Source organism: Streptomyces sp. NBC_00224 (genome assembly GCF_041435195.1).
Taxonomy (GTDB): Bacteria; Actinomycetota; Actinomycetes; order Streptomycetales; family Streptomycetaceae; genus Streptomyces.
This window is the reverse complement of sequence record NZ_CP108106.1, coordinates 7,041,576-7,067,660: the sequence shown is the minus strand read 5'-3', so window position 1 is coordinate 7,067,660 and position 26,085 is coordinate 7,041,576. Positions and strand designations below refer to the sequence as shown.

Here is a 26,085-nt window from a genome sequence, read left to right as displayed (position 1 = left end):
CGGCAGGACCCTAGAGGATTTGAGTGCCGGGGCCGGGAGGCCCACGGGTGCCGAGTAGGGAAAGCGCCCCCGGGCGGCGGAGTCCGGGGGCGCTCCGCGTCAGAGGTTGGTCATGTCGACCGGGATCCGCGGCTCGACGCCGTCCCGCAGGATGGTGGCCTCGATCAGACCGTAGGGGCGGTCGGCCGCGAAGTAGACCTCGTTGTCGTTCTTGAGCCCGAACGGTTCGAGGTCGACCAGGAAGTGGTGGTTGTTCGGCAGCGAGAAGCGGATCTCGTCGATCTCGCTGCGGCTGTTGATCACCCGCGAACCCATCTGGTACAGGGTCTGCTGGAGCGAGAGGGAGTACGTCTCGGCGAAGGCCTGCAGGATGTGCTTCTTGGCCTGCTCGTACGACTTCTCCCAGTTGGGCATCCGGTCTTCGTCGCTGGTCCAGTTGTAACGCCAGGCGGCGGAGACGTCGGTGCACAGGATGCGGTCGTACGCCTCCTTCAGCGTCGTGTACTTGTCCTTGACGTAACCCCAGAACTCCGAGTTGGTGGAGTTCATGACCGTGAGGTCCTTGAGGCCGGAGACGACCTCCCAGTTCTCACCGTCGAAGGTGATCTGGGTGGTGCGCAGCTCCTGGCCCTTGCGGGCGAAGGAGTGGTTGACCTCGTCCGAGCCGATGAACCTGGAGTTGTTGTCCGAGGTCGCGATGCGCTCCCAGGAGTACTCCTCGATGCGGATGCGCGCCCGGTGGATCGGCTCCTGCGACGTCACGAAGTGACGGGCGAGGTGGATGCCGAACTGCTCGGCGGACTCGATGCCGTACTCCTTGGCGAACGCGTACACCGTGTTCTTGGTGGTGTCCGTCGGCAGGACGTTCGCGTTCGAGCCGGAGTAGTGGACGTCGTCCATGTCGCCGGAGAGGGCGACCGAGACGTTCAGGTCCTTGATGTGGTGGGTGTCGCCGTCCCGCGTGATCTTGACGACGCGGTTCTCTGCTTTGCCGTACTGGTTCTGGCCGAGAATCGTGGGCATGTCTGCTAGCTCCCTCGGTAAACGGAGTAGCCGAACGGGTTGAGCAGCAGCGGTACGTGGAAGTGCTCGCCCGGCACGACGGCGAACGTGATCGCCACCTCCGGGAAGAACGCACCGCTGTCCCTTACGCGGGGGGCGTCCTGCTGCGCCTCGGCTTGCTTCTTTTCGAAGTACGTCTCAACGGCGAAGTCGAGCCGTACGTGGGTCGTTCCCTCCGGCAGCGCCGGCAGGTCCTTGCAGCGCCCGTCCGCGTCGGTCGCGGAGCCGCCGAGCGCCACCCACCCGGCGTCGCGGCCCGAGCGGGCCGAGAGCGAGATGGCGACGCCCTCGGCGGGGCGCCCGATGCTGGTGTCGAGGATGTGCGTGGACACCGATGCGGTGGTGGCGGTACTCATCAGTCCTTGTCCTCTTCTGGTTCTGCTTCTACGAGACGGGTCAGCCGGATTCGGTTGATCTTCCCGAGTTCGGCGCGCACGATCTCGCGCTCCGCCTCGGCGGTGTTGCCGATCCTGGCCTTCATCGCGTCGCGCATCTGCTCACCGGTGGCCCCGGTGGCACAGATCAGGAAGACATGGCCGAACCTGTCCTGGTAGGCCAGGTTGAGTTCGAGCATCTCGGCCTTGAGCTCCTCCGTGGCGCCGGCCATCCCCCGCTGCTCGCGGGCGGAGGTCGGGTCGCCGGGCTTCGGCCGCCCGATCGGCGCGTGCCCGGCCATCGCCTCTTCGAGGTCCGCCGCGGTCAGCTCGGCCATGGCGGCGTCACTGGCGGTGAAGAGCTCGTCGGGGGTGGCGTAAGGGCGCCGGGCGAGCAGCTTGCTCCCCCATACCGAGCTGGCGCACACCTCGTGGAGCGCGGCGAGCGCCGTGCTGTCGTCGGAGGTGTTGAACCGGGCGAGGCCCGGCGTCGAGGTCGAAGTCACGAACGGCCTCCGTGGCCTTGGTGCTGGACGGGCTGCGGATAGCTAACGCCCTCGGAAACATCCCGTCAACACTTTGTTGAAAACTTGGAGCAACAAAAAGCCGCCGCCCGGGGATCCGGACGGCGGCTGCGCGAGCACGGCTCACAGGCGGGCGCGATTACTCGCCTTTGGCGGCGTTTTCCCTGTTCAGGTAGTTGTACACGGTGAACCGGCTCACCCCGAGGGCGGACGCGACGGTCTCCACCCCATGGCGTACGGAGAAGGCTCCGCGCGCCTCCAGGGTCCGTACGACCGACTGCTTGGCCCTGCGGTCGAGCTCGGCCAGCGGCCGGCCGTGGCGGCGCTCCATGGCGGCCAGGATGTGGTCGAGGGAGTCCGACAGCTGCGGCAGCCGCACCGCGATGACGTCCTCGCCCTCCCAGCTGAGCACCACGTCGTCGGGCTCGGCCTGGTCGGGCCCCAGTATCTCCGCCCCCATGGCGTCCACCAGCGGCTTGACCGCCGCGACCAGCGGGTGGTCGGCAGGCTCGGTCACTTCTCGCCCTCCCCGACCACGTTGACCTGGAGCGACACCCGGGTGGCACCGGCCGCCAGGGACTTGCGCAGCAGCGCGTCGACGGCGGTGAGCACCTGGTCGGCGCCGCCCTCGGCCGTGTTGCCGAAGGGGCCCACGTCCACGGCGTCGAGCGCCGCCGTCTGCAGGACCTCGCGGGCGGCCACGGCATGCGGGGGCGCCTCGTCCAGGTCGAAGGGCTCGGTCGTGAACTCCACTCTCAATCGCACGCGCACAACCTACTGCGCGGATTCGGGAATCCGGCAGGCCAATCGGAGGGGGCCCCTTGACAAGCCCGCCGCTCGCCCTGCAACCTTCCATCAAGCAGAAACTAACTTCCGCAATACGGAAGGAGCGCCGACCCTCATGGCCCCTTTTCTTGAGCATGGACGCGGCTCGGACCAGCGCTTCGATGTGAACCTCTCGATCCTCTTCACGGAACTCCCGCTCCTGGAGCGCCCCGCGGCCGCCGCCGCGGCAGGCTTCACGGCGGTCGAGCTGTGGTGGCCCTGGATCGAAACCCCCACCCCGCCGCAGGCCGAGCTCGACGCCCTGAAGAAGGCGCTCGACGAGGCCGGCACCCAGCTGGTGGGCCTGAACTTCTACGCGGGCGCCCTGCCGGGCCCCGACCGCGGAGCCCTCTCCGTACCCGGCGAGGAGTCGGACCGCTTCCGCGCCAACATCGAGGTCGCGGCGGACTTCGCCGCCTCGGTGGGCTGCAAGGCGCTCAACGCGCTGTACGGCAACCGGGTGGAGGGGGCCGACCCGCAGGTGCAGGACGCGCTCGCGCTGGAGAACCTGGTGCTGGCCGCCCGCGCCGCCGACCGGGTCGGCGCGATCCTCCTGATCGAGGCCCTCAACAAGCCGGAGTCGCCGCTCTACCCACTGGTGAGCGCCCCGTCCGCGATCGACGTCGTCGACAAGGTCAACGCGGCGACCGGCCTCGGCAACGCCAAGTTCCTCCTCGACATCTACCACCTGTCGATGAACGGCGAGGACGTCTCCCAGGTCATCGAGGCCTACGCGGACAAGACCGGCCATGTGCAGATCGCCGACAACCCGGGCCGCGGCGCGCCGGGCACCGGCTCGCTGCCCCTTGAGGCCCTCCTCGACCAGCTCGCGAAGGCCGGTTACGACGGCTGGGTGGGCCTGGAGTACAAGGCCGCCGACGCCGCGGCCTCCTTCGAGTGGCTCCCGGCCGAGGCCCGCGCGGCCCGCTGAACTTCCTTACGTAACACAGCAGTTAGAGAGGCACCCCAATGAGCAACCTTGCTGGCTCCTCCCAGCCCACCCGCCCGGCGATCGCGTGGATCGGCCTCGGCATCATGGGCTCGCCCATGGCCGAGAACCTGATCAAGGCGGGTTACTCCGTCACCGGCTTCACGCTGGAGCAGGACAAGCTGGACCGCCTGGCCGCCGCCGGTGGCACCGCGGCCGCCTCGATCGCCGACGCGGTCGAGGACGCGGACGTGATCATCACCATGGTCCCGGCGTCCCCGCAGGTCGAGGCGATCGCCTACGGTGAGGCCGGCATCCTGGCCAACGCCAAGCAGGGCGCCCTCCTGATCGACATGTCCTCGATCACCCCGCAGACCTCGGTCGACCTGGCCAGGAACGCCAAGGAGAAGGGCGTGCGCGTCCTCGACGCCCCGGTCTCCGGCGGCGAAGCCGGCGCCATCGAGGCCGTGCTCTCCATCATGGTCGGCGGCGAGAAGGCCGACTTCGACGAGGCCAAGGGCATCTTCGACGCGCTGGGCAAGACCATCGTGCTCTGCGGCCCGCACGGCTCCGGCCAGACGGTGAAGGCCGCCAACCAGCTGATCGTGGCGGTCAACATCCAGGCGTGCGCCGAGGCCGTGGTCTTCCTGGAGAAGTCCGGGGTGGACCTCGCCGCGGCGCTCGACGTCCTCAACGGCGGTCTGGCCGGCTCGACCGTGCTGACCCGCAAGAAGGACAACTTCCTCAACCGGAACTTCGCGCCGGGCTTCCGCATCGACCTGCACCACAAGGACATGGGCATCGTCACCGACGCCGCCCGCAACGTCGGTGCGGCGCTCCCGGTCGGCGCGGTCGTCGCCCAGCTGGTGGCCTCGCTGCGCGCCCAGGGTGACGGCGGTCTCGACCACTCGGCGCTGCTGCGCGCGGTCGAGCGCCTCTCGGGCGCCCAGGTCTGAGCCTTCGGGCTCCTCTCGACTTCCGGGCGGCGGTGGCGCTGACACCTGTCCTGTCGCGCCCAGGCGTCACCGCCGCCCGGAACACCCCACTTCATTTTCAACAAACTGTTGACGTTCGCTTCGGGGCGTACCTACGCTCCAGACACCGCAGACCGTTCAGCAGTGCAGCTCCCGTACGGAAGGTCACGATGTCGAAGCGCGTGCTTACGACCGAGTCCGGCGCCCCCGTCGCCGACAACCAGAACTCCGCCACCGCCGGCGTCGGTGGCCCCATCCTCCTCCAGGACCAGCACCTGCTGGAGAAGCTCGCGCGCTTCAACCGTGAGCGGATCCCGGAGCGCGTGGTCCACGCCCGCGGCTCCGGCGCGTACGGCTACTTCGAGGTGACCGACGACGTCACCGGCCTCACCAAGGCAGACTTCCTCTCGCAGGTCGGCAAGCGCACCGAGACGTTCATCCGCTTCTCCACCGTGGCGGACTCGCTCGGCGGCGCGGACGCGGTCCGCGACCCGCGGGGCTTCGCGCTGAAGTTCTACACGGAAGACGGCAACTACGACCTCGTAGGCAACAACACGCCCGTCTTCTTCATCAAGGACCCCATCAAGTTCCCCGACTTCATCCACTCCCAGAAGCGCGACCCGTTCACGGGCAAGCAGGAGCCGGACAACGTCTGGGACTTCTGGGCGCACGCCCCCGAGGCGACGCACCAGATCACCTGGCTGATGGGCGACCGCGGCATCCCCGCGTCGTACCGCCACATGAACGGCTACGGCTCGCACACCTACCAGTGGACGAACGAGGCGGGCGAGGCCTTCTTCGTGAAGTACCACTTCAAGACGAACCAGGGCGTCCGCTCCCTGTCGTCGGACCAGGCCGCCGAGCTGGTCGGCAAGGACGCGAACAGCCACCAGACCGACCTCCTCCAGGCGATCGAGCGGGGCGTGAACCCGTCCTGGACCCTGTACGTCCAGGTCATGCCGGCCGCCGAGGCCGCCGACTACCGCTTCAACCCGTTCGACCTGACGAAGGTGTGGCCGCACAGCGACTACCCGCTCCAGCGGGTGGGCCGCCTGGTCCTGGACCGCAACCCGGACAACGTGTTCCAGGAGGTCGAGCAGGCCGCGTTCTCCCCGAACAACTTCGTTCCGGGCATCGGCCCCTCCCCCGACAAGATGCTCCAGGGCCGCCTCTTCGCGTACGCGGACGCGCACCGCTACCGCCTGGGCGTCAACCACACCCAGCTCGCGGTGAACGCCCCGAAGGCGACGGAGGCCGACAACTACGGCCGCGACGGCCTGATGGCGACCCGCAACGGCCGCCGCTCGGACAAGAACTACGAGCCCAACTCCTACGCGGGCCCGTCCCAGACGGACGCGGCACTCTCCGCCCCGCTCGCGATCGCGGGCTGGACCGGCACCCACGCGGCCCCGTCCCACGTCAAGGACGACGACTTCTTCCAGGCGGGCGAGCTGTACCGCCTGATGTCGGACGACGAGAAGTCCCGCCTGATCGCCAACATCGCCGGCGGCCTCTCCCAGGTCTCCCGCGACGACGTGATCGAGAAGAACCTCGCCCACTTCCACGCGGCGGACGCCGAATACGGCAAGCGCGTGGAGGAAGCGGTCCGCGCCCTGCGCGAGGACTGAGGTTCCTCACCTCCCAGACCGCGTACGAGATCTGACGGGAGGTCAGGTCCTCGTACGCTGTCCGAACCGCCGACCCGGATGAGGGGTGGCCGGTGGTTTCGGACGACTCGGTGATCGCGGCGGCGTGGACGATGCCAGTGCGGTGGTCAAGGTCTGCCCCGGCCCCTTCTTGACCTGAAAGAAGGAACGCCGGGCCACACCAATCGCCCCGCCGCCGCGATCCCGCACCACGGGCTTGGGGGAGCCCGTGGCAACCGGGGCACGGTCTTTGGGGAGTCCGTGCACCTCCTCCCCCACCAAGCCCCGCCCGGCGGTGCGAACGTCCTGTCGCGCCAGCCTCGTTCCGTCGGGCGGTCACCACTTCAGAGCCCGGGTGCTGGGTTCGGTTTACGGTCCCGAATCGAGCGCTCGATGATCAAGGCCTCACCTGCATGTTTGGGTGAGGCCTTGATCTGCGTCAAGAGCATGGGAACACCGTGGGAACACGATCATGAGAAACTCCCCTATCTTCACGGCATGGCGAGCATCGTGAAGCGCCCTCAGAAGGGCGGCACGGTCACCTACCAGGTGAAGTGGCGCCAAAGCGGAAAGTGGCAGAGCGAGAACTTCGGTGAAGTGGACGACGCAGAACAGTTCCGCGATCTCGTCGAGGGACACAGAGGCCGCTGGCCGCATGGCTGGGTTCGCGTCGATGAGCCGGGGAGCGCGACGACCTTGACCCAACGAAGTGGGTTCGGCGCCCGGCCGACGCCAAGTCGATCGGCAACCGCCATGGGCTCAGCCCGCCTGCGGACAACACGCCGCCCCACATCCGTGGTTGCGTTCCAGCGGATCATGCCGCACCCTGGCTCCACGTCTGGCGTGCCCGGACAAAGCCCCGCCACCGCGCGGGGCTTCGCCATTTCCTCCATACCACGACCACGACCATGCCACCATCCCCCCACCAGCAAGGGGGCACATGATCACAATCGATGCGCACGGCGGCACCACCGTCACCTTCGACGGCCAGTACCTCACCATCAACCGGCACGGCTTCGTAGCCCGCGCCACCTACGGCAAGGGCGAGAAGCGGCTCCACATCAGCCAAATCAGCGCCATCCAGTGGAAGCCCGCCGGGCCCATGATGAACGGCTTCATCCAGTTCACCGTCCCGGGCGGCAACGAGGTCCGGGGCCGCTTCGGCACGCAGACCAACACGGCTGCCAAGGACGAGAACTCGGTGATCTTCGCCAAGAAGCAGATGCCGGAGTTCGAGAAGCTGCGCGCCGCCCTGGACGCGGCGATCGCCGCGCAGCACGGCCCACAATCCGCACCGGCCGCGCCCCTCTCGGTGGCTGATGAGCTGACGAAGCTCAACGAGCTCGTGCAGCAGGGTCTTCTCACGCCCGAGGAGTTCGCGACGCAGAAGGCCCGGCTCCTCGGCGGGTAACGATCGGCCCGGCCCGGTCACTGCCCCGAGCGCGGCCGGGCCGATGCCCCCCTCTCGCCTTCGGGCGGGAGGGGGCGCTTTCGTCGTGCCAGCATCACCCGAGCGGCACCTTGGCAAAGGGCGTCCACTCGTACATGAGGTCGTCTCGGTTGATGAGAATCAGCTCGGCATGGCTGATGCGGGCACGTGCGGGTTCGACGTCCAGCGTTGCCAGCGCCTTAACGTACGGTTCCGCCGGTCCGGTCCCGTGGCTGTACCCGAGCGAGACGTGCGGGGTGAACCCCTCAGCACGCTCGGGGACCTCCGGTAGAACGTCACCGACAGCTGCACGGATCGCGTCCCGCACGGCACGCACCGGCGCATCTGGCCGCACAGGGACGAGGATCGCCTCCGGGTCGACGATCGGAGCATTCAAGGTGACCTCGAACGCTGGCACTTCGGCGAGGCGCCTCCGGGCGGCCTGCTCGATGGCCGTCGCGGCGCTCTCGGGGAACTCGCCCACGAAGCCGAGGCCCTGCATGGTGAGGTGCAGCCACTCGTCAGGGATGAGGTCGAGGCCGCCGACGGGCCCGAGTGCCGCGCGGTAATCGGCCGCGAAGCGGTGGACGTCCGGCTGACCTTCGAACGTCAGGTGCCATGTGTAGAAACTGCGGCCGACGCTCCAGCCCGGCCGCCACCACCAGTGATCACGCATGTGCTCGGGTTCTGTCGTCATGCCCCGGAATCCAATCAGTTCGGCCCGTCTCCTGACGAGAGCGCAAGGTGTCGCGGGGCGGAGTCAGCACACCACTCAAGGATCGCGCGGCGTGCCACGGTTGTGGCGCTCGCGTCTGCGGCGGGCCCGTGGCCCATGGCGGTGGCGAGGTCGCTCATGCGCTGGGTGACGGGACCCATGCGTCGTTCCCTGGGCATGGCCAGCACGGGCAGCAGTGCCTCCACGACGCCGTCTGGCTCGCCGCAGGCGAGCAGGGCTGCGGCCTGGCTGATTCGGATCTGCGCCTCGGTGCCGTACGCGCGGACCCGTTGGGTTGCGAGCAGGTCGAGGGCGGTCTGCGCTTCGCGCAACGCCGCGTGCGGCTGGCCAATGAGCAGGTGGACGCCGGCCGCGTAGTTCTCCTGTCGGGCCTGCGGGCAGGAGAAGAGTCCGCCGATTTCGTCTGTCCCCTGAATGGCCTCACGTGCGTGTTCTGCCCTGGCGAGGGCTCCCAGGGCTTCACTCCGCACGCCGAGCATGGACCATGCATCGGCCTCCTGGCAGGCGAGTAGCGCTCCCACGGTTCCGTCTGCGGCGACAAGCGCTCCCCGCCGGGCGTGGTTCACCGCGTCCCGCAAGCGTCCGTCCCAGATGGCGATCTTGGAGCGAGTCGAGCAGATCCAAGCGCGCAGCCCGTTGTGGCCGGCGGTCTCGGCGCACAGCCACGCGGTACGCCCGTGCGTGTCGGCGGCGCGGAGGTTGCCGAGGTCGGACGACATCCAGGCGAGGAGTCCGCACAGGTAGCCCGCCGAGACGTACAGGTCGACGGCCTGGCGGGGCGGCTGGTGCCCTTCGAGGAGGCGGAACACCCTGTCGCGGAGGTCGCAGGTGCGGCGGAGCATCAGCAGGGGGTCGTCGGTGAGGTAGTCCCGGGCAAGGGTCTGCACGTCGACGAAGAGCTGTTCGAGGGCGATGTCACCGACGTTGGTGGACTCGGCCCACAGTGCCCAGGTCGCAGATTCTGCGGCGGCTGCGAGTACGCGGTCAGGCTTCGGCTCGGCCGGGGCAGGCGGGTGCGGTGTCGTCTGTGACTGCTCGGGCGCGTGGTGCTGAAGGATCCGCAGGTCGCTGTTCGGCAGTGCCCGACGGTCGTCGATGTCGAGAAGGTCCTCGACATCACAGTCGTAGATGCCGGCGAGGGCTACGAGGACTTGGAGGCTCGGACGTCGCGCGCTCGCGCCGGGCCACTTCTCCCACTTGGCCACCAGGGAGGCGTCCGCCGCGATGGTATGCCCGGGTGCGCAGGACACACGCTCTGCGGTCTCCTGCAAGGTCCACCCGAGGGCGTGCCGCCATGCTTCTCGGGGACGCAGATGGAAGCGGACGCGCATCTCCGTGGCGATCTGCGCGGTGGTGCATCCGACGGCGGCCATCTCGTGGCGAAGAGCGTCACGGTCCGCTTTCGCTCCTGGCTTTGGTGGTGGTGACATCGCGCTCCCTGACGACACGTTCTTACTCACGGTAGTCAATCTGTCAGCCCTGAGTGGCCGTCCCTTCGATTCCGCGGAGCACACTGCGTCCAATTCCATAGCCAAGAAACGGCGTTGCTCCAGGTCAGCAGGCTCTAGACCCGCCAGAAAAGTTGGACATCCCTGCCCGTGACGGCGGGCCCAGCAGAGCGCGATTGTTGAGGCACCCACGAACCTCACGACAGGGGCTCACCTGTGTTCGCCATCCCCATCGGAACGGGCAGGAGCGACAGCCGTGTCAGCGTCGCGCTGTACGCCTGCATCTCAGACGGCAGCACTCCGGATGCCGTTCTCGCTGCGCTGCGCGAGTACGCCACGGCACAGCAGTGGACCGTGACAGCGGCGCTGTACGACGTTGGCCCGCTGGACTCACCGAAGGACCAGCGACCGGGACTCACCCGCACGCTACGGCTCATGGAGGACGGGCGGGTCGGCGGGGTGGTGACGCTGTCGGCGGCCCACCTCGCCGTCGCGCTCCCGCTCCGCAGCCGCGCCGCTGCCGCGTTCATCGCCTACGCACAGGCCGCCGAGAACAGCGCCGAGGTGGTCTCGTCATGATCGACCAGGCAATCACCGGATGGCTCGCCTCAGCCCACGCCGTGCCGGCGCAGGCCCGGCGCGAGTTCGACGTAGGGGTCGCGCTCCTGCGGACCGGAGCCGTGTTCGACGCAATCCGCCTGCCAGCCCCGGTCGTTCACGCGGCCGCTGGCAGCTCGATGCCCGAGGTCGTTGGAGCGTTCCTCGCCGAGGGACTGAAGGGCGGGGCGGTCATCCACGACGCGTACGGCGTCGGCGTCTGGTACTACGCCCTCGTCCCGCCCCGCACGTACGCCCACTGGCGGGTGCCGGGTGTGGAGTGCCTGACGCCGGGGACGTGGCTGGGAGTGCCACGGCTGGACCTGCTCTCGCGGCCCGGCCCGTACTGGGCACTGCCCCCGCGAGCGGTGGGCAACGTCTGTGATGCCCGCGCCGTGGCTGCACTCGTGCTGCGTGGGCGGGATCGGCTGGTCGTCGTTCCGGCTGCGGAGCGGATGCTGTGAGCCCCCGCTCTGTGATCCACTACGCGGAGTGGGTCCTCGGAGCGGACACGACTCCGGGCGCCTTCGCCCCGGTGCACGTGATGGAGTGCATGACCTGTCTCGCCACCTCCGAGCCCGCCGGCGCATCGGAGGGACCGGAGGGTTGGGCGATCCGGCACACCGCCCGGCATCACGACCACGGCGGCTTCCGAGCCCGCCCTGCCCGCGCGCCCAGGTGGCGCCGCGGTCGTTCTCATCCCGCATATCCCGCGTCAAGAATGTCATTACGGTCACAGAATGTGGCGGTATCGGACATTCAGCGGAACGGCAAACCAAGAGGCTGTTTTTGTGCGGCGGGAGGGAGTAGGAAGCGGCGAAACCTCGACCAACCAGAAACGGGGGAATGATCCGTATGAAAGCTGGGAAAAGGAATCGGCTGGCCGCGTTCAGCGGGGCCCTGGCCGCGATCGTGAGTGCGGGGCTGTGGCTGGCGCCGGGCGCGGTCGCCGACAGTGACAGTCAGCTCGGTGGCTGCGGGTTCCTCGGGCGCAAGATCTGCGGCCACGGCGGCGTCAACGGCAACAACCAGCGCGTCTACGCCTGCGACACCTACGCCAACGGCGAGGGGTTCCTCACCCGCTGGTGGACCATTGACGGCCGGGACGGATACGTCGGCGACCCGAACGGCGCCGAAGAACCCTGCGGTGACGTCTGGCCGGGCAACTACATATCCAAGTACCAGGTGTGCAGGAATACCCAGCCCTGGATCTGCCGCCCCATCGTCAATTTGTAGTAGTCGACGGGCGACCAATTCCGTCCGGCCACGCCAGACGTGTTCAAGACCCCGTCCGCGGCTCGCGGGCGGGGCCTTGCTGTTGTGTGTGGCGCGCGGCTCTGTCTTCAGAGACGGTGCATGCGGGTGTAGGGGCTCAGGATGCGGGCGCGGCGCGAGCCGAAGTCGACGAGCATGGCGACTCCGTCCTCGACGCCCACGATCGTGCCCAGGCCGAACTGGTCGTGGGAGACCCGGTCGCCCAGGGCGAAGGTCTTGGCCTGCGGCTCGACCGGAGCTTTGAAGGGACTGGTGGGCAGGTGGCGCCTCGGCGCGGACGGCTGCGTCATGGTCTATCCAGTATGCGCCGTCGCGGCCCGTCGCACCGCCTCCGCCCGTCTCGGATTCGACACGATTGGCCCGTGAGCCCCTCGGAGCGCCGCCGAAACCCTGCCGAAACCCCGCCGTATGAACTCGAACGAGTGAACGGCGACGGCTCCGGTGCCACCCCCCACGGGAAGCACCGGAGCCGCCGGTCTCGTACGGGCTACCGGGCTACGACGTCTGCAGCGGGCGGATCGCCGTCGGCGCGTGCCCCGGCTCCGTCGCCAGCTCCTCGAACTCGTTGATCGCGTCGATCTTGACGCCCATCGAGATGTTGGTGATCCGCTCCAGGATCGCCTCGACGACGACCGGGACGCGGTACTCGGCGGCCAGCTTCTTGGCCTCCTCGAAGGCCGGCAGCAGCTGGTCCGGCTCGGTCACCCGGATCGCCCTGCAGCCGAGGCCCTCGACGACCTTGACGTGGTCGACGCCGTAGACGCCCAGCTCCGGGGAGTTGATGTTCTCGAACTCCAGGTTGACCTGGAAGTTGATGTCCAGGCCGCGCTGGGCCTGGCGGATCAGGCCCAGGTAGGAGTTGTTCACGAGGACGTGGACGTACGGGATGTTGTGCTGCGCGCCGACGGCCAGCTCCTCCAGCATGAACTGGAAGTCGTAGTCGCCGGAGAGCGCGACGACCGGGGTCTCCGGGTCCGCCGTGGCGACGCCGAGCGCGGCCGGGATGGTCCAGCCGAGTGGGCCCGCCTGGCCGCAGTTGATCCAGTGGCGCGGCTTGTAGACGTGCAGCATCTGCGCGCCCGCGATCTGGGAGAGGCCGATGGTGGTGACGTACCGCGTCTCCGGGCCGAAGGCGCGGTTCATCTCCTGGTAGACGCGCTGCGGCTTCAGCGGGACGTTGTCGAAGTGCGTACGGCGCTGGAGCTGCGCCTTGCGCTCCTGGGTCGAGGCCGCCCACGCGCTGCGGTCGGGCAGCCTGCCCGCGGCCTTCAGCTCCTTCGCCACCTCGACGAAGAGCGTGAGCGCGGCCTTGGCGTCGGAGGCGATGCCGTAGTCCGGCGCGAAGATCCTGCCGATCTGGGTCGGCTCGATGTCGACGTGGACGAACTTGCGGCCCTTGGTGTAGACGTCCAGCTCACCGGTGTGGCGGTTGGCCCAGCGGTTGCCGATGCCGAGGACGAAGTCGGACTCCAGGAAGTTCGCGTTGCCGTAGCGGTGCGAGGTCTGGAGGCCGACCATGCCGGCGTTCAGCTCGTGGTCGTCGGCGAGGATGCCCCAGCCCATCAGGGTCGGGATGACCGGAACGCCCGTCAACTCGGCGAATTCCACGAGCAGTTCGGACGCGTCGGCGTTGATGACGCCGCCGCCCGCGACGATCAGCGGGCGCTCGGACTCCAGGAGGAACCCGATCGCCTTCTCGACCTGCGCGCGGGTCGCCGACGGCTTGTAGACCGGCAGCGGCTCGTACGTGTCCGGGTCGAAGTCGATCTCGGTGAGCTGGACGTCGATCGGCAGGTCGATGAGGACCGGGCCGGGGCGGCCGGAGCGCATCAGGTGGAACGCCTGCTGGAAGACGCCGGGGACCTGCGCGGCCTCCAGGACCGTGGTCGCCGCCTTCGTCACCGGCTTGGCGATCGAGGCGATGTCGACCGCCTGGAAGTCCTCCTTGTGGAGCTTGGCGACCGGCGCCTGGCCCGTGATGCAGAGGATCGGGATCGAGTCGGCGATCGCGGAGTACAGGCCGGTGATCATGTCGGTGCCGGCGGGGCCGGACGTACCGATGCAGACGCCGATGTTCCCGGCGTTGGCCCGGGTGTACCCCTCGGCCATGTGGGACGCGCCCTCGACGTGGCGGGCCAGCGTGTGCTTGACGCCGCCACCGGCCTTGAGGGCCGCGTAGAAGGGGTTGATCGCCGCGCCCGGCACGCCGAACGCGTTGGTGACGCCTTCGCGCTTGAGGATCTCAACTGCCGCTCGGGCAGCGGTCATACGAGGCATGGAGTGCTCCTGCTTCGGCCTGGCGGATCGGGCTCTGTCGCGCCACCTGAGAGCCTTGATTCCGTAATGCGGAAGTTTAGTTCTGCTATATGGAAGAAACATAGGGGGCGTACGCAGGCGCGTCAAGGGATCCCCGAAGACGCCTCCCGGGCGGGCGCGGGTGGGGGACGATGGACCGTACGGGCGGCGAGCGCGGGGTGGACGACATGGGCATCGACGGAATCGGCGACGGGGCCGGCGGAGCCGGCGGCAGGTACGGCGGGGCGCCGGGACCCGGCGGGCCGGAGCGGCGCGGCGGCCTGCCCGGGGGCGGACTCGGCGGGGCCTGGCACCCCGGCGGGGCCGACAGTCCCGGCGGAGCCGGACATCCCGGCAACCCCGGGCACCACAGCGGAGCCGGGCACACCGGCGGCGCCGACAACCCCGGACGCCCGGGTGGATCCGGATACCCGGGCGGCCCCGGCCACCACACCGGATCCGCGTACCCCATGGCCGGGCTCGGGCGGGAGACTCTCGTCGTGCGGTGCCCGATGTGCCGGCGCGAGCACCGGTACGCCGCGACCACCTACCCCTGCCCCTGCGGCGCCCCGCTCGCGCCGCCGCTCCAGCGCGGGGGTGCGCCCGAGCCGATCACCCACCGCACCTGGACCGACGACTGGGTCGTCGTGCGCTGCGACGTGTGCGGGCGGCAGGACCAGTGGCCGCAGCCGGAGCTGGGGTGCTCGTGCGGCACGGTGCTGCGGATTCCGGTCCGGCCGGTCTCCGCGCCGTCCGCCCGGCTGCCGGTCCACATCCCGGTTCCACCGACCGCCGCACCCCCGCGCCCGGCGTTCCGGCCGGTGACCATCCGTACCGCCCGGGACGCGGTGACCGCCGCGGCGCTCTATCTGAAGTGGCTCGGCTTCCGCGACGTCCTGCAGTCCGAGGCGCGCCCCGCCTCCGGGATCGATCTGCGCGGCCCCGGCCTGGTCGCCCAGGTCGACCCGACGACCCGCCCGGCGTCGCTGCGCGCGGTGGAGTGCCTGTGGCTGAACGCGCTCAGCAGCTCGGCCACCGGCGTCTACTTCTCACTCGCCGGATACACCAAGGACGCCCGGGCCCGCGGCGACGAACTGTCCATCCCGCTGTTCGTGATGGACCTGACGGGCACGCCCCAGCCGGTCAACGACGCGGCGGACGAGCTGGTCGCGACGGGCCCGTAAGCCACAGGCCGTAAACCACAGGCCGTAAGCCGGGGACCCTGAGCCGGGAGCCCACCGCGCCCCGAGCCCCGCCCCCTACTCCCCGTACCCCTCCCTCAGCTCCACCTTCCGCACCTTCCCGCTCACCGTCATCGGGAACTCCGTCAGGATCCGCAGCCGTCGCGGCACCTTGTAGTGCGCCAGGCGGTCGCGGCAGAACGCGGCGATGTCCTCTGCCGTGGGCGGGTCCGCGGGGTCGCGCGGGATCACGCAGGCCAGGATCTCCTCGCCGTACTTCTCGTCGGGGACGCCCACCACCTGGACGTCCGCGATCTTCGGGTGGGCGTAGAGGAACTCCTCGATCTCGCGCGGGTAGACGTTCTCGCCGCCCCGGATGATCATGTCCTTGATCCGGCCGACGATCTGGACGTAACCGTCCTCGCGCAGCACCGCCAGATCGCCCGTGTGCATCCAGCGCCCCGCGTCGATCACCTCGGCGGTCCGCTCCGGCTCGTCCCAGTAGCCGAGCATCACGCTGTAGCCGCGGGTGCACAGCTCACCCGCCTGGCCGCGCGGCAGCGTGACGCCGGTGGCCGGGTCCACCACCTTCACCTCGATGTGCGGCAGCACCCGCCCCACCGTGCTCGTCCTGCGCTCCAGGTCGTCCTCGACACGCGTCTGGGTGGAGACCGGGGACGTCTCCGTCATGCCGTAGCAGATGGACACCTCGGCCATGTTCATCTCGGCGACGACCCGCTTCATCACCTCGACCGGGCACGGCGACCCCGCCATGATCCCGGTACGCAGCGAGGACAGGTCGTACGAGCCGAAGTCCGGCAGGTTCAGCTCGGCGATGAACATCGTCGGCACGCCGTACAACGAGGTGCACCGCTCCCGCTCCACCGCCCGCAGGGTCGCCGCCGCGTCGAAGGACGGCGCCGGGATCACCACGCAGGCCCCGTGCGAGGTGGCCGCGAGGTTGCCCATGACCATGCCGAAGCAGTGGTAGAACGGCACCGGCACGCAGATCCGGTCCCGCTCGGTGTAGGAGATCGACTCGCCCACGAAATAGCCGTTGTTGAGGATGTTGTGGTGGGAGAGCGTCGCCCCCTTGGGGAAGCCGGTGGTCCCCGAGGTGTACTGGATGTTGATCGGGTCGTCGCACGACAACTCGGCCTGACAGGCGGCCAGTTGACCGGGCGTCACCGTCGCGCCCGCCGCCAGGAGCGCCTCCCAGGACGCGTCCCCGATGTAGTGCACCGCCCGCAGCTGCGGGCACTGCGGACGCGCCTGCTCCACCAGCGCCCGGTAGTCGCTCGTCCGGTGTGTCTGCGAGGCGACCAGCAGAGAGATCCCGGCCTGCTTCAGTACGTACGCGAGCTCGTGCGCCCGGTACGCCGGGTTGATGTTCACCATGACCGCGCCGATCCGGGCCGTGGCGTACTGCACGAGCACCCACTCCGGGCAGTTCACCGCCCAGATGCCGACCCGGTCGCCCTTGCGGACCCCGCTGCCGAGCAGCGCGCGGGCCAAGTCGTCGACGGCGGCGGCGAACTGCGTGTACGTCCAGCGCCGCCCGGACTCCACGTCGACCAGCGCCTCGCGGTCCGGCCAGGCGGCGACCGCCCGGTCCAGACTGGCCCCGATGGTGTCGCCGAGCAGCGGCGTGCCGCTGGTGCCGTGGGCGTACGAGAGGTCCGTCACCGCAGGTCCCCCTCGTCGTACTCGGCCTTCGAACCCGCCGCCGTCGCCTCGCGCAGCTCGATGCGGCGGATCTTCCCGGAGACCGTCTTGGGCAGTTCGCCGAACTCGATCCGGCGGATGCGCTTGTACGGGGCGAGGACCGCGCGCGAGTGCTCGAACAGCACCTTCGCGGTGTCCGGGCCGGGCTCCCAGCCCGCCGCGAGCACGATGTACGCCTTGGGCACGGCGAGCCGCAGCGGGTCGGGCGCGGGGACGACGGCCGCCTCGGCCACCGCCTCGTGCTCCAGGAGCGCGCTCTCCAGCTCGAACGGCGAGATCTTGTAGTCGGAGGCCTTGAAGACGTCGTCGGCCCGGCCCACATAGGTGATGTAGCCGTCCTCGTCGCGGGATCCGATGTCGCCGGTGCGGTAGTAGCCGCCCGCCATCGACTCGGCCGTACGCTCTTCGTCGCCGTGGTAGCCGGTCATCAGGCCGACCGGCCGGGCCGAGAGGTCGAGGGCGATCTCGCCCTCCGCCGCGCCCGGCTCGCCCGTGACCGGGTCCAGGAGCTCCACCTGGTAGCCGGGGCTCGGCCGTCCCATCGATCCTGTCTTGAGCAACTGGCCGGGTGTGTTGGCCACTTGGACGGCCGTCTCGGTCTGCCCGAAGCCGTCCCGGATGACCCGGCCCCACTCCCGCCGGACGGTCTCGATGACCTCCGGGTTGAGCGGCTCGCCGGCCGCGACGACCTCGCGGGGCGGGTTCCGCAGCGCGCTCAGGTCCGCCTGGATCAGCATCCGCCACACCGTGGGCGGTGCGCAGAAGCTGGTGACGCCCGCCGCGTCCATGGCGGCCATGAGCCGGGCCGCGTCGAAGCGTGTGTAGTTGTAGATGAAGACGGTGGCCTCGGCGTTCCACGGGGCGAAGAGGTTCGACCAGGCGTGCTTGGCCCAGCCGGGCGAGGAGATGTTCAGATGCACGTCGCCGGGCCTGAGCCCGATCCAGTACATCGTCGCCAAGTGCCCCACGGGGTACGACACATGGGTGTGCTCGACGAGCTTGGGGCGGGCCGTGGTGCCGGAGGTGAAGTAGAGCATCAGCGGGTCGTCGGCCAGGGTGACACCGTCCGGCTCGAACCGCGCGTCCGCCCCGAACGCCCCGTCGAAGTCCAGCCATCCGGGAACGGGGTCGGCGCCGTGCGGATTGACGGCGATCCGGGTGTACTCCCCGGGCACGTCCGCGAACTTGGCCGCGTCCTCGGCCCGCACGATGACATGCCGGGCGCGCCCGCGCTCGATCCGGTCCCGCAGGTCGGCAGGGCCGAGCAGCGGGGTCGCGGGGATGACGACCGCCCGCAGCTTCATCGCGGCCAGCGCGGTCATCCACAGTTCCTGCTGGTTGCCGAGCATGACGAGGACGCGGTCCCCGGCCCGTACCCCTTGGGCGCGCAGCCAGTTGGCGACCTGGTCCGAGCGCAGGGACATCTCGGCGTACGAGAGGGTGATCTCGCGGCCGTCCTCCTCGACGATGTGCAGCGCGGTGGCGTCGTTGCCCTCGGCGATGACGTCGAACCAGTCGAGCGCCCAGTTGAACCGCTCGGGACGGGGCCAGGTGAACCCCTGGCAGGCCGTCGCATAGTCCTCCCGGTGCTCCAGCAGGAAGTCCCGTCCGGCCCGGAACTCCTGTGTGGCGCCACGTGCGTCCATGTGCCCTCCTAGTTGCCTGGCGCCACTCTCTACCACCCTGCGGTGCGTGACCAGGCCTCTTTACCCCCGTAGGGGGGTGCGGGGGAAGTCCGCGCGGCGGATTCCGCCCGCCCTCCGGGGAGGAGGGGCGGCAGCCCCTGGGCGTCGCCAAGGGTGGATGAGGCGCGGCCGGTGCCGGGGCCGCGCTAGAGGAGCATCAAAGTCGGGCGGAATGGGATCAACACGGCGTCAGGAGACGGCTCCCGGCCCGGGGAGCCGTCATAACGTCGAAGCGTCGCACACAGCGGCGCCGCACCGACCGGCCTCGTACTCGCGACCGCCCGGCCTCGTACTCCCACCGGAGGGCAGCACCATGGAAAGCCTCACCATCGACGACGCGGACCCCGACGAACGCCGCCCGGCAGCAGCCCTTTACGTGCCGGTTCGGCTCGGCTCTGCCGGAGGACAGCAGTTGCGCTTCTCGCGCACCCCGCTGGGCGTACGGACCGCCGTCGGCTTCACCAGTCCCGAGCGGCTGTGCGCGGTGCTCGGCCCCGACCAGAGCTGGATCCGGCTCGCCGAGCCCGCGCTGCGGTCGTTGGCGGCGCCGCTCGGCGTGACCACCGTGACGGTCGACCCGCAGCTCGCGGCCCCGGCCCCGACCGCCGTACGCGCCGAGCCCGTCGGGCAGCCGTGCGCGCGCCGGGGCAACTGGGACCCGGACATGGTCGGCGTGCTGCGGGTGACCGGCGCGGCCGCGGCCGTCTGGACCGCCGTCACCGCGATCCACGCGTTCGTGGACTGACGGAGGAGTCCCCGGATGGGGAATTCCGGGGATTCCCGGATGACAGAGGTTTCCGCCAGGACGACAGGGAGTTTCGCCGCATGACAACCGAACCAGACTTTCTCGTACGGGAGTTGAGCTCACCCTCGGTGTGGCCGGACTCCGCCGTGAACGCGCCCGGCGGCGATGTGTCGCTCGCCGGGGTGTCCCTCGCGGAGCTGGCCGAACGGCACGGGACGCCGGTGTACGTACTCGACGAGACCGAGGTGCGGGCCCGGGCGCGGACCTGGCGGCGGGCGCTGCCGGACGCCGAGATCGTCTACGCGGCGAAGGCCTTCGTCTCCCGGGCCGTGGTCGACTGGATGGCCGAGGAGGGCCTCGGGCTCGACGTCTGCTCGGCGGGCGAACTGGAGCTGGCGGCGACCCGCGGCTTCCCGCCCGAGCGCGTCGTACTGCACGGCAACGCCAAGTCCCCGCGGGACCTCAGTACGGCCCTGCGCCTGGGCGTGGGCCGGATCGTCATCGACTCGGACTCCGAGATAGCCCGGATCGCGGCCCAAGTCCCCAAAGGCGCGGCCCAGAAGGTCCTGGTCCGGGTGCTGCCGGGCATCGAGGCGGGCGCGCACCGGAAGGTCATGACGGGGGCGGAGGGCCAGAAGTTCGGCCTGTCGATCACGGGCGGCGACGCGGAGGACGCCGTCGCACGCGTCCTCGGCCAGCCCGGACTCGAACTCGTCGGTCTGCACTGCCATCTGGGCTCCCAGATCACGTCGACCGAGCCGTACGGGGAGGCGGTGCGCAGGGTGGTCGCGTTCCTGGCCCGCATCCGCGACCGGCACGGCGTCACGCTCCCGGAGCTGGACCTCGGCGGCGGCTTCGCGGCGGCGTACCTGCCGGGCGACCCGGCGCCGTCCCCGGCCGCGTACGGACGCCGGATCACCGAGGAACTGGCCCGCTCCTGCGCCGAGTTCAGCTTTCCACTGCCCCGGCTCACGGTCGAGCCGGGCCGCTCGATCATGGCTCCGGCCGGGGTCGCGCTGTACCGCGTGCTTTCTGTGAAGCGCACCGGCGCGCAGGTGTTCGTGGCGGTCGACGGCGGGATGAGCGACAACCCGCGCCCGGCGCTGTACGGGGCCCGGTACACGGTCCGCATGGTCGGCCGTACGACATCGGCGCCGATGCGCGCCACGACGGTGGTCGGGCGGCACTGCGAGGCGGGCGACATCCTGGCGGAGGACGTCGAACTGCCGGACGACGTACGCCCCGGAGACGTCCTCGCCGTACCGGCGTCCGGGGCGTACCAGGTCTCGATGGCGTCCGGCTACAACATGACCGGCCGCCCACCCGTGGTGGCGGTCGCCGGGGGGCGGTCGCGGCTGCTGCTGCGACGGGAGACGTTCGAGGACCAGCGGGCGCGGGATGTGGGGGTGTGACGGCCCCTTCCGGGGATCCGCCCTTCCGGGGGTCCGCCCTTCCGGGGGTCCGGGGGTCCGGGGGTCCGGGGCGCTCATCCCATGACGTCCCCGAACCGCACGTCGTACGAGGTGGCCGAGGTCATCTCGGCGAGCAGCCGCTCGCCCTCGGCGGCCACCTCGTCGCGCCGGACCCGACCGAGGTCCCCGAACGGCTGAACGGTGAGGACGGCGTGCCCCTCCCCCGCTCCCTTCCCCTCCTCCAGGCGCCACACCCCGGCGAGGAAGCCGTCCACGAGGAGGGTGCAGAAGGCCTGGCTGCCCTTCCAGGTACGGCCCCAGTGCTCCGCCGGGATCACCCGGGTGCGGTCGGCGTGCGACAGCAGCAGGTTGTCGAACTCGGGCAGGAAACGGGGCGGAGCCGGGGTGCCCTCGTCGGGGCGGGGCGCGTCCGGCAGGTCGAAGAGCTCGACCCCGTTCTCGTCACGGAAGGTGACGAGAACGGGCCGCAGCCGCTCGAAGACCTCACCCAGTCGGGTCAGTCCCGCCCAGGTCTGCATGTCCTTGACCGAAGCGGGCCCGAACGCGGCGAGATAGCGCAGCACGGTGTCGTCGGGCGCCGGGACCTGCCCCGGCGCCCGCCCCAGCCAGTTCTCGGCGGTGGTCAGCGCCACCCGCCCGCTGCGACCCCACAGCCCGCGCGGCGTGACCTGCACGAGCGGCAGCGCGCAGCGCGCGGCGAGGGACAGCGCGAAGGGCGTGGCGTCGGGCCACTGCTCGCTCAGCACGTCCCGGATCTCCTTCATGGTGTACGGCCGCTCCTCCACCAGCCCACGCACGGTCGCGGCGAGCCGCTCCAGGTCCACACCCTCCAGCTGCCCCCGGAACTGCTTGAGCTCACGGTCCCGGGCCGCCTGGACGAGCGGCCGCAGGGTGAGTACGTCGTCGGCGGTGTGGAGGTGGATGGTGGACCGCAGGGTCACGATCCGTACGAGCTCGCGCGCCTCGATGAGCGCGGAGAGCTGCTCCGGCCGGAACCCGGCGAGCCGGGCCCACAGCGCGAAGTACGGAGGCTTCACGTTCTGCGCCTGCAGCCCGACGAGATGCGCGACCGCGTCCTTCGGCCCGAGCGCGGAGGTGCGGCGCAACAGGTGCTGACGGTCGAGGGTGGCGCGGTTGAGGGCGCGGGTGGTGAGGAGGGGGGCGGAAGCGGGGCGTGAGGAGCGCGTTTTCTGCGGGGCCATAGGGGGCACGGTAGTGCGGATCTAGGACAGGTTCTGGCCGCGATGGGGGTACGGGGGGCGGCGGAGTATTGGGGGCGCGGGGGTACTGGGGGCGGCGGGGCAAGCAACGTCCGCAAACGGACAGCGGGGCAACGGGGCACCCCGGTGGCGTCCGGCGTGTACGTCAACGACCCGGATGGCGTCCGGAACGACGCCGAGCCGGTGCCATTTGAGCCGTATATCCTGCACCGAGACCAGGCGGGCGCACCCCGGCCCGCTGCGGAACAACGCCGGAAGCGGTCGCGCGCGGGAGGTGAAGCCATGACCGAGCGAGGAGTCAGCCCGGGCCTGGTGACGCCATGACCGAGCGGGGAGCACGCCCCGGCCAGTCGCCGCCGCCCTCGAAGAAGCACTCCTGGCGGCGCCAGATCGCCCCGCCGCCGAACCCGCCCGCGTCCACGCCCCCGGCGTCCGCAGCGCCGGCCTCCCCCGGGCCCGTACGGCACGACCACCGCAGTGTCGTGGAGTCCGCACTGTACCGGGACGGCCGCCGCGTCTCGTCCCCCGACACCCTCGCCGAGACCTTCCGCCGGCTGCGCGAGACCCCCGACGGCATGGCGTGGATCGGCCTGCACCGCCCGTCCGAGGCCGAACTGCTTTCACTGGCCGAGGAGTTCGACCTCCACCCGCTCGCGGTGGAGGACGCCTTGGAGGCCCACCAGCGCCCGAAGCTCGAACGGTACGGCGAGACCCTCTTCGTCGTCCTGCGCGCGGCCCGCTATCTGGACGCCCCGGAGGAGGTCGACTTCGGCGAGCTGCACGTCTTCATCGGCCGCGACTTCCTCATCACCGTCCGCCACGGCGCCGCCCCCGACCTGTCGGCGGTGCGCCGCCGCATGGAGGAGACACCCGAGCTGATGGCCCTGGGCCCGGAGGCAGTGCTGTACGCGATCCTGGACGCGGTGGTGGACGGCTACGTACCCGTCGTCTCCGGCGTCCAGAACGACATCGACGAGATCGAGACGGAAGTCTTCCGCGGGGACCCCGAGGTGTCCCGCCGCATCTACGAACTCTCCCGCGAAATCGTCGAGTTCCAGCGCGCCACCCGCCCACTGGTCGGCATGCTGCACGGCCTGATGGCGGGATTCGCCAAGTACGGCACGGACGAGGAACTCCAGCGCTACCTCCGAGACGTCGCCGACCACGTAACCCACACCAGCGAACGCGTAGACGGCTTCCGCCAGGCCCTGACAGAGATCCTCACGGTCAACGCGACACTGGTCACCCAGCAACAGAACGCAGAAATGCGGGCGTTGGCGGAGGCGGGCTTCGAACAGAACGAGGAGATCAAGAAGATCTCGTCGTGGGCGGCAATTTTGTTCGCGCCGACGCTGGTGGGAACGATCTACGGGATGAACTTCGAGAACATGCCGGAGTTGGGGTGGGGGTTCGGGTATCCGTTCGCGATTCTGCTGATGGCGGGGGTGTGCGTGAGCCTGTACTTCATCTTCAAGCGGCGGGATTGGCTGTAGGCGGCAAGCCGGATCACTTGATCAACTTCGCGTCTGCGAATAACCGTGCGGGTCGGTTTCGGAGTCCTGGGGAGAATCCGGGGAGAATGCGCGGCGTTGGGGAGCGGGCCATCACTCTCCTCACCTGCTGTTCCGCATGTGCCTTACGACGCGGCTCAGCCGAGCGGCTTCAGCTAGTCGTCGCTGATCGAGCAGCAGCATGACCGCGCACACCGGGTGGACGTCACGTCGCCGAGGTGCCCGGCCGCGCGGCGAGGCCAGAGCACCCACAGGCACGACGCCTGGCGTACCGCCACCACCAGCGTCCTCGCAGCAGTGCGCAGCTTGTCACCCGAGCGGTGGGAGGCGAGGGCTTCCGCAATGGCCAACCGGCGGCGACTGTAAAAATCGCTGTCCGATCACCGGAGCACGGTGATAGACATCCGGCGTGGAAAAGAATCTTGAGTTCCCTGACCTGCTGCGACTGATCGATGAACGGTCGACCACCTTCCGCGCCACGGTGGCCGCCGCGCCCAGTCTCGACGCGCAGGTGCCGACCTGCCCCGACTGGACGCTGTTCGATCTGGTGAAGCACCTGGGTGGGGGAGACCGCTTCTGGGCCGCCATCGTCGGCGCGGGGCCTGCCGACGCTCCCCCGGCCGAGGCCGTCGCCGCGCGCGCCGCTCTGGAAGTGCCGCTGGAACGGGAGGCCCTGCTGGCCTGGCTGGCCGCGTCGACGCAGCTTCTGCTGGACGCCCTGCGCGCGGCGGGACCGGAGAGCGGTTGCTGGACGTGGTGGCCCGCGTCGCAGTCACCGCAGACCGCCGGCGGCACCGCCCGGCACCGGGTCCAGGAGAGCGCGGTGCACACCTACGACGCCCAGCTCGCCGGGGGCGCCCCGCAGCCGCTGCCGGTCGAGCTGGCACTCGACGGTGTGGAGGAGTTCCTGTTCACCGTCTGCGCAACGCCGAGTGCCTGGCCGCACAAGCCCACGGCCTTCGACTTCCACGCCGCCGAGGGCCGCTCCTGGCGCCTCACCGTCGACGGCGACGGGGCACGCACCACCCGCATCCCCGCGCCCACCGCCGCGACCGGCGAAGACTCGGACGCAGCCGGCGCCTCCGTCCACGGCACGGCCAGTGAGCTGGTCCTCTACCTGTACGACCGGATCCAGGCCGACTCCTTGCACGTTGACGGAGACGCAGGGCTGCTCGACCTGCTCCGCGCCTGGGAGCCGGAGGAGAAGTAGGACGTAGCGGGGGCGGCCGGCCGCGCCTCAAGCCGGTAGGACACGAGTCAACAGTCCCGCCGATCCCGAGGCCGTGGCGGCCAAGAGGGGCCAAGCTCACCGGCGGTGCGTCCTCCGATGCCGGGGCAGCCGCGTGAGCGGCGCGCTCGTCCTGGACAGCGAGGGCCTGGCCAAGGCCGTGCAGCGCGACCGCGAGGTCGACGAGTGGCTCACCGCCGCCCGCGACGCCGACCTACGGGTGATCACCTCGGCCGCGGTGCTCGTCGAGGTGATCCAACCCCCGGATCAACGACGCCGCCTTGAGGTGGACGCAGTCCCGGCACCGCTACCGCTACTTGCGCTCGCGCGGCCAGGTCTGGAGGCCTTCCGGTCCGAGCTCGGACCGAGCGAAGCGTGGCACCCCGACCGGCCCGGTCCCGCTCCTGTCGTCGCCGAGGTCGGGCGGTCAGCTCGTTGCCCGTACCGCGTCCCTGATCAGGTCGGCGACCCGTGTGGGCTCGGAGAGGGCGACGGCGTGGGAGGCGTCCGGGAGTTCGACGACGACGGCGCCGGCTCGTGCGGCGCCGAAGCGTTGGACCTCGGGGCTGATCGTGCGGTCCGCCCCGGCCACCAAGGCCCAGGACGGTTTGGTCCGCCACGCCGCCGCGGACGCGGTCTCGGTGAAGGCGGCCGTGGCGAGCGGGCGTTGGGTCGCTGCCAGGACGGCGGCGACGTCCTCGGGCACGTCCGCCGCGAAGACGGAGGGAAAGGCCGTCTCCTCGATGGTGACCTCGACAGCCGAGTCGCCGTCGAGGAGCGGGTAGGTCCACTCCTTCAGGTGGCCCGTCAGCGGGGACTCGGGGAAGCTCTCTTGGAGCCGGCCGAGGCTCTCGCCCTCGTGGGGCACGTAGGCGGCCACGTAGACGAGCGCGACGACGTTCTCCGCGGCGCCGGCCACGGTGATCAGCGCACCGCCGTACGCGTGGCCGACGAGTACGGCCGGGCCTTCGACCTGGGCCAGGACGGAGGCGAGGTAGGCGGCGTCCGACGTCAGGCCCCGCAGCGGGTTCGACGGAGCGATCACCGGGATACCGCTGCTCCGCAGTTCCGAGATGACGCCTATCCAGCCTGTCGCGTCGGCGAAGGCACCGTGCACGAGGACGACCGTGGGGTGGGGCATGCGAGTTCTCTTCTCGGTGTCGGGCCACGTGTGGGGCGTCGTCACGACGGTCAGGGCGCGGCCCGGAGTGCGGCAAGAGGTCCGTGCGACTGTTACGCACGGT

Annotated in this window: 26 protein-coding genes and 1 pseudogene; 13 read left to right on the top strand and 14 right to left on the bottom strand. The window is 70.2% G+C overall.

Annotated elements, in window-relative coordinates; all coding sequences use genetic code 11:
* Nucleotides 1-99: 99 nt before the first annotated feature.
* The 5 genes from pucL to OG965_RS31475 all read right to left on the bottom strand — a co-directional run bounded on the left by pucL (nt 100) and on the right by OG965_RS31475 (nt 2,725).
* Complete coding sequence (pucL, locus tag OG965_RS31495) at nt 100-1,023, bottom strand: factor-independent urate hydroxylase (RefSeq protein ID WP_371655433.1); 924 nt, start codon at nt 1,021-1,023, stop codon at nt 100-102.
* A 5-nt stretch (nt 1,024-1,028) separates the two neighbouring features.
* Nucleotides 1,029-1,418: a hydroxyisourate hydrolase gene (gene uraH, locus OG965_RS31490; RefSeq protein WP_371655432.1), complete on the bottom strand. Its 390-nt coding sequence runs from the start codon at nt 1,416-1,418 to the stop codon at nt 1,029-1,031.
* Nucleotides 1,418-1,942, bottom strand: a complete 525-nt coding sequence (uraD, locus tag OG965_RS31485; RefSeq protein WP_371655431.1) for a 2-oxo-4-hydroxy-4-carboxy-5-ureidoimidazoline decarboxylase — start codon at nt 1,940-1,942, stop codon at nt 1,418-1,420. The genes uraH and uraD overlap by 1 nt, the downstream gene beginning before the upstream one ends.
* A gap of 157 nt (nt 1,943-2,099) precedes the next feature.
* On the bottom strand, nt 2,100-2,420 hold the full coding sequence (locus OG965_RS31480) for a helix-turn-helix domain-containing protein (RefSeq protein WP_371657111.1): 321 nt from the start codon (nt 2,418-2,420) through the stop codon (nt 2,100-2,102).
* 53 nt (nt 2,421-2,473) lie between these two features.
* Entirely contained in the window at nt 2,474-2,725 is a 252-nt protein-coding gene (locus OG965_RS31475) for a hypothetical protein (protein ID WP_101392679.1), read from the bottom strand.
* A 136-nt stretch (nt 2,726-2,861) separates the two neighbouring features.
* Here OG965_RS31475 and OG965_RS31470 point away from each other — a divergent pair, with 136 nt between their 5' ends.
* The 4 genes from OG965_RS31470 (at nt 2,862) to OG965_RS31455 (ending at nt 7,744) form a co-directional block, all read left to right on the top strand.
* Nucleotides 2,862-3,716, top strand: a complete 855-nt coding sequence (locus tag OG965_RS31470) for a TIM barrel protein (protein WP_371655430.1) — start codon at nt 2,862-2,864, stop codon at nt 3,714-3,716.
* A gap of 38 nt (nt 3,717-3,754) precedes the next feature.
* Nucleotides 3,755-4,669, top strand: a complete 915-nt coding sequence (locus tag OG965_RS31465) for a 2-hydroxy-3-oxopropionate reductase (protein WP_371655429.1) — start codon at nt 3,755-3,757, stop codon at nt 4,667-4,669.
* Between the two features lie 188 nt (nt 4,670-4,857).
* A complete protein-coding gene (locus OG965_RS31460; RefSeq protein WP_371655428.1) occupies nt 4,858-6,315 on the top strand; it encodes a catalase in 1,458 nt (485 codons plus the stop codon).
* Nucleotides 6,316-7,273: 958 nt separating this feature from the next.
* Nucleotides 7,274-7,744 carry a DUF4429 domain-containing protein gene (locus OG965_RS31455; protein ID WP_371655427.1) on the top strand — a complete coding sequence of 157 codons (471 nt, stop codon included), beginning with the start codon at nt 7,274-7,276 and terminating at the stop codon, nt 7,742-7,744.
* 94 nt (nt 7,745-7,838) lie between these two features.
* Here the strand turns inward: OG965_RS31455 and OG965_RS31450 are convergent, their stop codons facing one another.
* Together OG965_RS31450 and OG965_RS31445 are read right to left on the bottom strand one after the other, a co-directional pair.
* Nucleotides 7,839-8,459, bottom strand: a complete 621-nt coding sequence (locus OG965_RS31450) for a 2'-5' RNA ligase family protein (RefSeq protein ID WP_371655426.1) — start codon at nt 8,457-8,459, stop codon at nt 7,839-7,841.
* Between the two features lie 14 nt (nt 8,460-8,473).
* Nucleotides 8,474-9,871: a helix-turn-helix domain-containing protein gene (locus tag OG965_RS31445; RefSeq protein WP_371655425.1), complete on the bottom strand. Its 1,398-nt coding sequence runs from the start codon at nt 9,869-9,871 to the stop codon at nt 8,474-8,476.
* A 291-nt stretch (nt 9,872-10,162) separates the two neighbouring features.
* On the opposite strand from OG965_RS31445, the gene OG965_RS31440 reads away from it, so the two are divergent.
* From OG965_RS31440 to OG965_RS31430, 3 genes are all read left to right on the top strand, one after another.
* Nucleotides 10,163-10,525, top strand: coding sequence for a hypothetical protein (locus OG965_RS31440; RefSeq protein ID WP_371655424.1), 363 nt, complete (start codon nt 10,163-10,165; stop codon nt 10,523-10,525).
* Nucleotides 10,522-11,007 carry a hypothetical protein gene (locus OG965_RS31435; RefSeq protein WP_371655423.1) on the top strand — a complete coding sequence of 162 codons (486 nt, stop codon included), beginning with the start codon at nt 10,522-10,524 and terminating at the stop codon, nt 11,005-11,007. Before OG965_RS31440 ends, OG965_RS31435 begins: the two co-directional genes overlap by 4 nt.
* A gap of 391 nt (nt 11,008-11,398) precedes the next feature.
* The gene (locus OG965_RS31430) at nt 11,399-11,779 is read left to right on the top strand and encodes a hypothetical protein (protein WP_371655422.1); all 381 of its coding nucleotides are present in this window, start codon (nt 11,399-11,401) and stop codon (nt 11,777-11,779) included.
* Between the two features lie 107 nt (nt 11,780-11,886).
* Here the strand turns inward: OG965_RS31430 and OG965_RS31425 are convergent, their stop codons facing one another.
* On the bottom strand, nt 11,887-12,108 hold the full coding sequence (locus tag OG965_RS31425) for a hypothetical protein (protein WP_067166032.1): 222 nt from the start codon (nt 12,106-12,108) through the stop codon (nt 11,887-11,889).
* A 205-nt stretch (nt 12,109-12,313) separates the two neighbouring features.
* Nucleotides 12,314-14,095, bottom strand: coding sequence for a glyoxylate carboligase (gcl, locus tag OG965_RS31420; protein WP_371655421.1), 1,782 nt, complete (start codon nt 14,093-14,095; stop codon nt 12,314-12,316).
* A 488-nt stretch (nt 14,096-14,583) separates the two neighbouring features.
* On the opposite strand from gcl, the gene OG965_RS31415 reads away from it, so the two are divergent.
* On the top strand, nt 14,584-15,297 hold the full coding sequence (locus tag OG965_RS31415; protein ID WP_371657110.1) for a hypothetical protein: 714 nt from the start codon (nt 14,584-14,586) through the stop codon (nt 15,295-15,297).
* 75 nt (nt 15,298-15,372) lie between these two features.
* Here OG965_RS31415 and OG965_RS31410 read toward each other — a convergent pair whose 3' ends face one another.
* Nucleotides 15,373-16,980: an AMP-binding protein gene (locus tag OG965_RS31410; protein ID WP_371655420.1), complete on the bottom strand. Its 1,608-nt coding sequence runs from the start codon at nt 16,978-16,980 to the stop codon at nt 15,373-15,375.
* Nucleotides 16,977-18,665, bottom strand: a complete 1,689-nt coding sequence (locus tag OG965_RS31405) for an AMP-binding protein (RefSeq protein ID WP_371655419.1) — start codon at nt 18,663-18,665, stop codon at nt 16,977-16,979. The genes OG965_RS31410 and OG965_RS31405 overlap by 4 nt, the downstream gene beginning before the upstream one ends.
* Nucleotides 18,666-19,017: 352 nt before the next feature.
* Between OG965_RS31405 and OG965_RS31400 the strand changes: the two genes are divergently transcribed.
* Together OG965_RS31400 and lysA are read left to right on the top strand one after the other, a co-directional pair.
* Nucleotides 19,018-19,449, top strand: a complete 432-nt coding sequence (locus OG965_RS31400; protein ID WP_371655418.1) for an SAV_915 family protein — start codon at nt 19,018-19,020, stop codon at nt 19,447-19,449.
* Between the two features lie 80 nt (nt 19,450-19,529).
* A complete protein-coding gene (lysA, locus tag OG965_RS31395) occupies nt 19,530-20,861 on the top strand; it encodes a diaminopimelate decarboxylase (protein ID WP_371655417.1) in 1,332 nt (443 codons plus the stop codon).
* 74 nt (nt 20,862-20,935) lie between these two features.
* On the opposite strand, the gene OG965_RS31390 is transcribed toward lysA, so the two are convergent.
* Nucleotides 20,936-22,084: a winged helix DNA-binding domain-containing protein gene (locus OG965_RS31390; RefSeq protein WP_371655416.1), complete on the bottom strand. Its 1,149-nt coding sequence runs from the start codon at nt 22,082-22,084 to the stop codon at nt 20,936-20,938.
* A 338-nt stretch (nt 22,085-22,422) separates the two neighbouring features.
* Here OG965_RS31390 and OG965_RS31385 point away from each other — a divergent pair, with 338 nt between their 5' ends.
* Nucleotides 22,423-23,595 carry a magnesium and cobalt transport protein CorA gene (locus OG965_RS31385; RefSeq protein ID WP_371655415.1) on the top strand — a complete coding sequence of 391 codons (1,173 nt, stop codon included), beginning with the start codon at nt 22,423-22,425 and terminating at the stop codon, nt 23,593-23,595.
* 173 nt (nt 23,596-23,768) lie between these two features.
* On the opposite strand, the gene OG965_RS31380 is transcribed toward OG965_RS31385, so the two are convergent.
* Nucleotides 23,769-23,963 (bottom strand): hypothetical protein, encoded by a 195-nt coding sequence (locus OG965_RS31380; protein WP_371655414.1) that lies wholly within the window; start codon nt 23,961-23,963, stop codon nt 23,769-23,771.
* Nucleotides 23,964-24,022: 59 nt separating this feature from the next.
* Here OG965_RS31380 and OG965_RS31375 point away from each other — a divergent pair, with 59 nt between their 5' ends.
* Both OG965_RS31375 and OG965_RS31370 read left to right on the top strand, forming a co-directional pair.
* Nucleotides 24,023-24,823 carry a maleylpyruvate isomerase family mycothiol-dependent enzyme gene (locus OG965_RS31375; protein WP_371655413.1) on the top strand — a complete coding sequence of 267 codons (801 nt, stop codon included), beginning with the start codon at nt 24,023-24,025 and terminating at the stop codon, nt 24,821-24,823.
* Nucleotides 24,824-24,956: 133 nt separating this feature from the next.
* Nucleotides 24,957-25,143 (top strand): annotated as a pseudogene (locus OG965_RS31370) (DNA-binding protein); the annotation flags it as partial.
* Nucleotides 25,144-25,268: 125 nt separating this feature from the next.
* Here the strand turns inward: OG965_RS31370 and OG965_RS31365 are convergent.
* Complete coding sequence (locus OG965_RS31365; RefSeq protein ID WP_371655412.1) at nt 25,269-25,982, bottom strand: alpha/beta fold hydrolase; 714 nt, start codon at nt 25,980-25,982, stop codon at nt 25,269-25,271.
* Nucleotides 25,983-26,085: the final 103 nt, after the last annotated feature.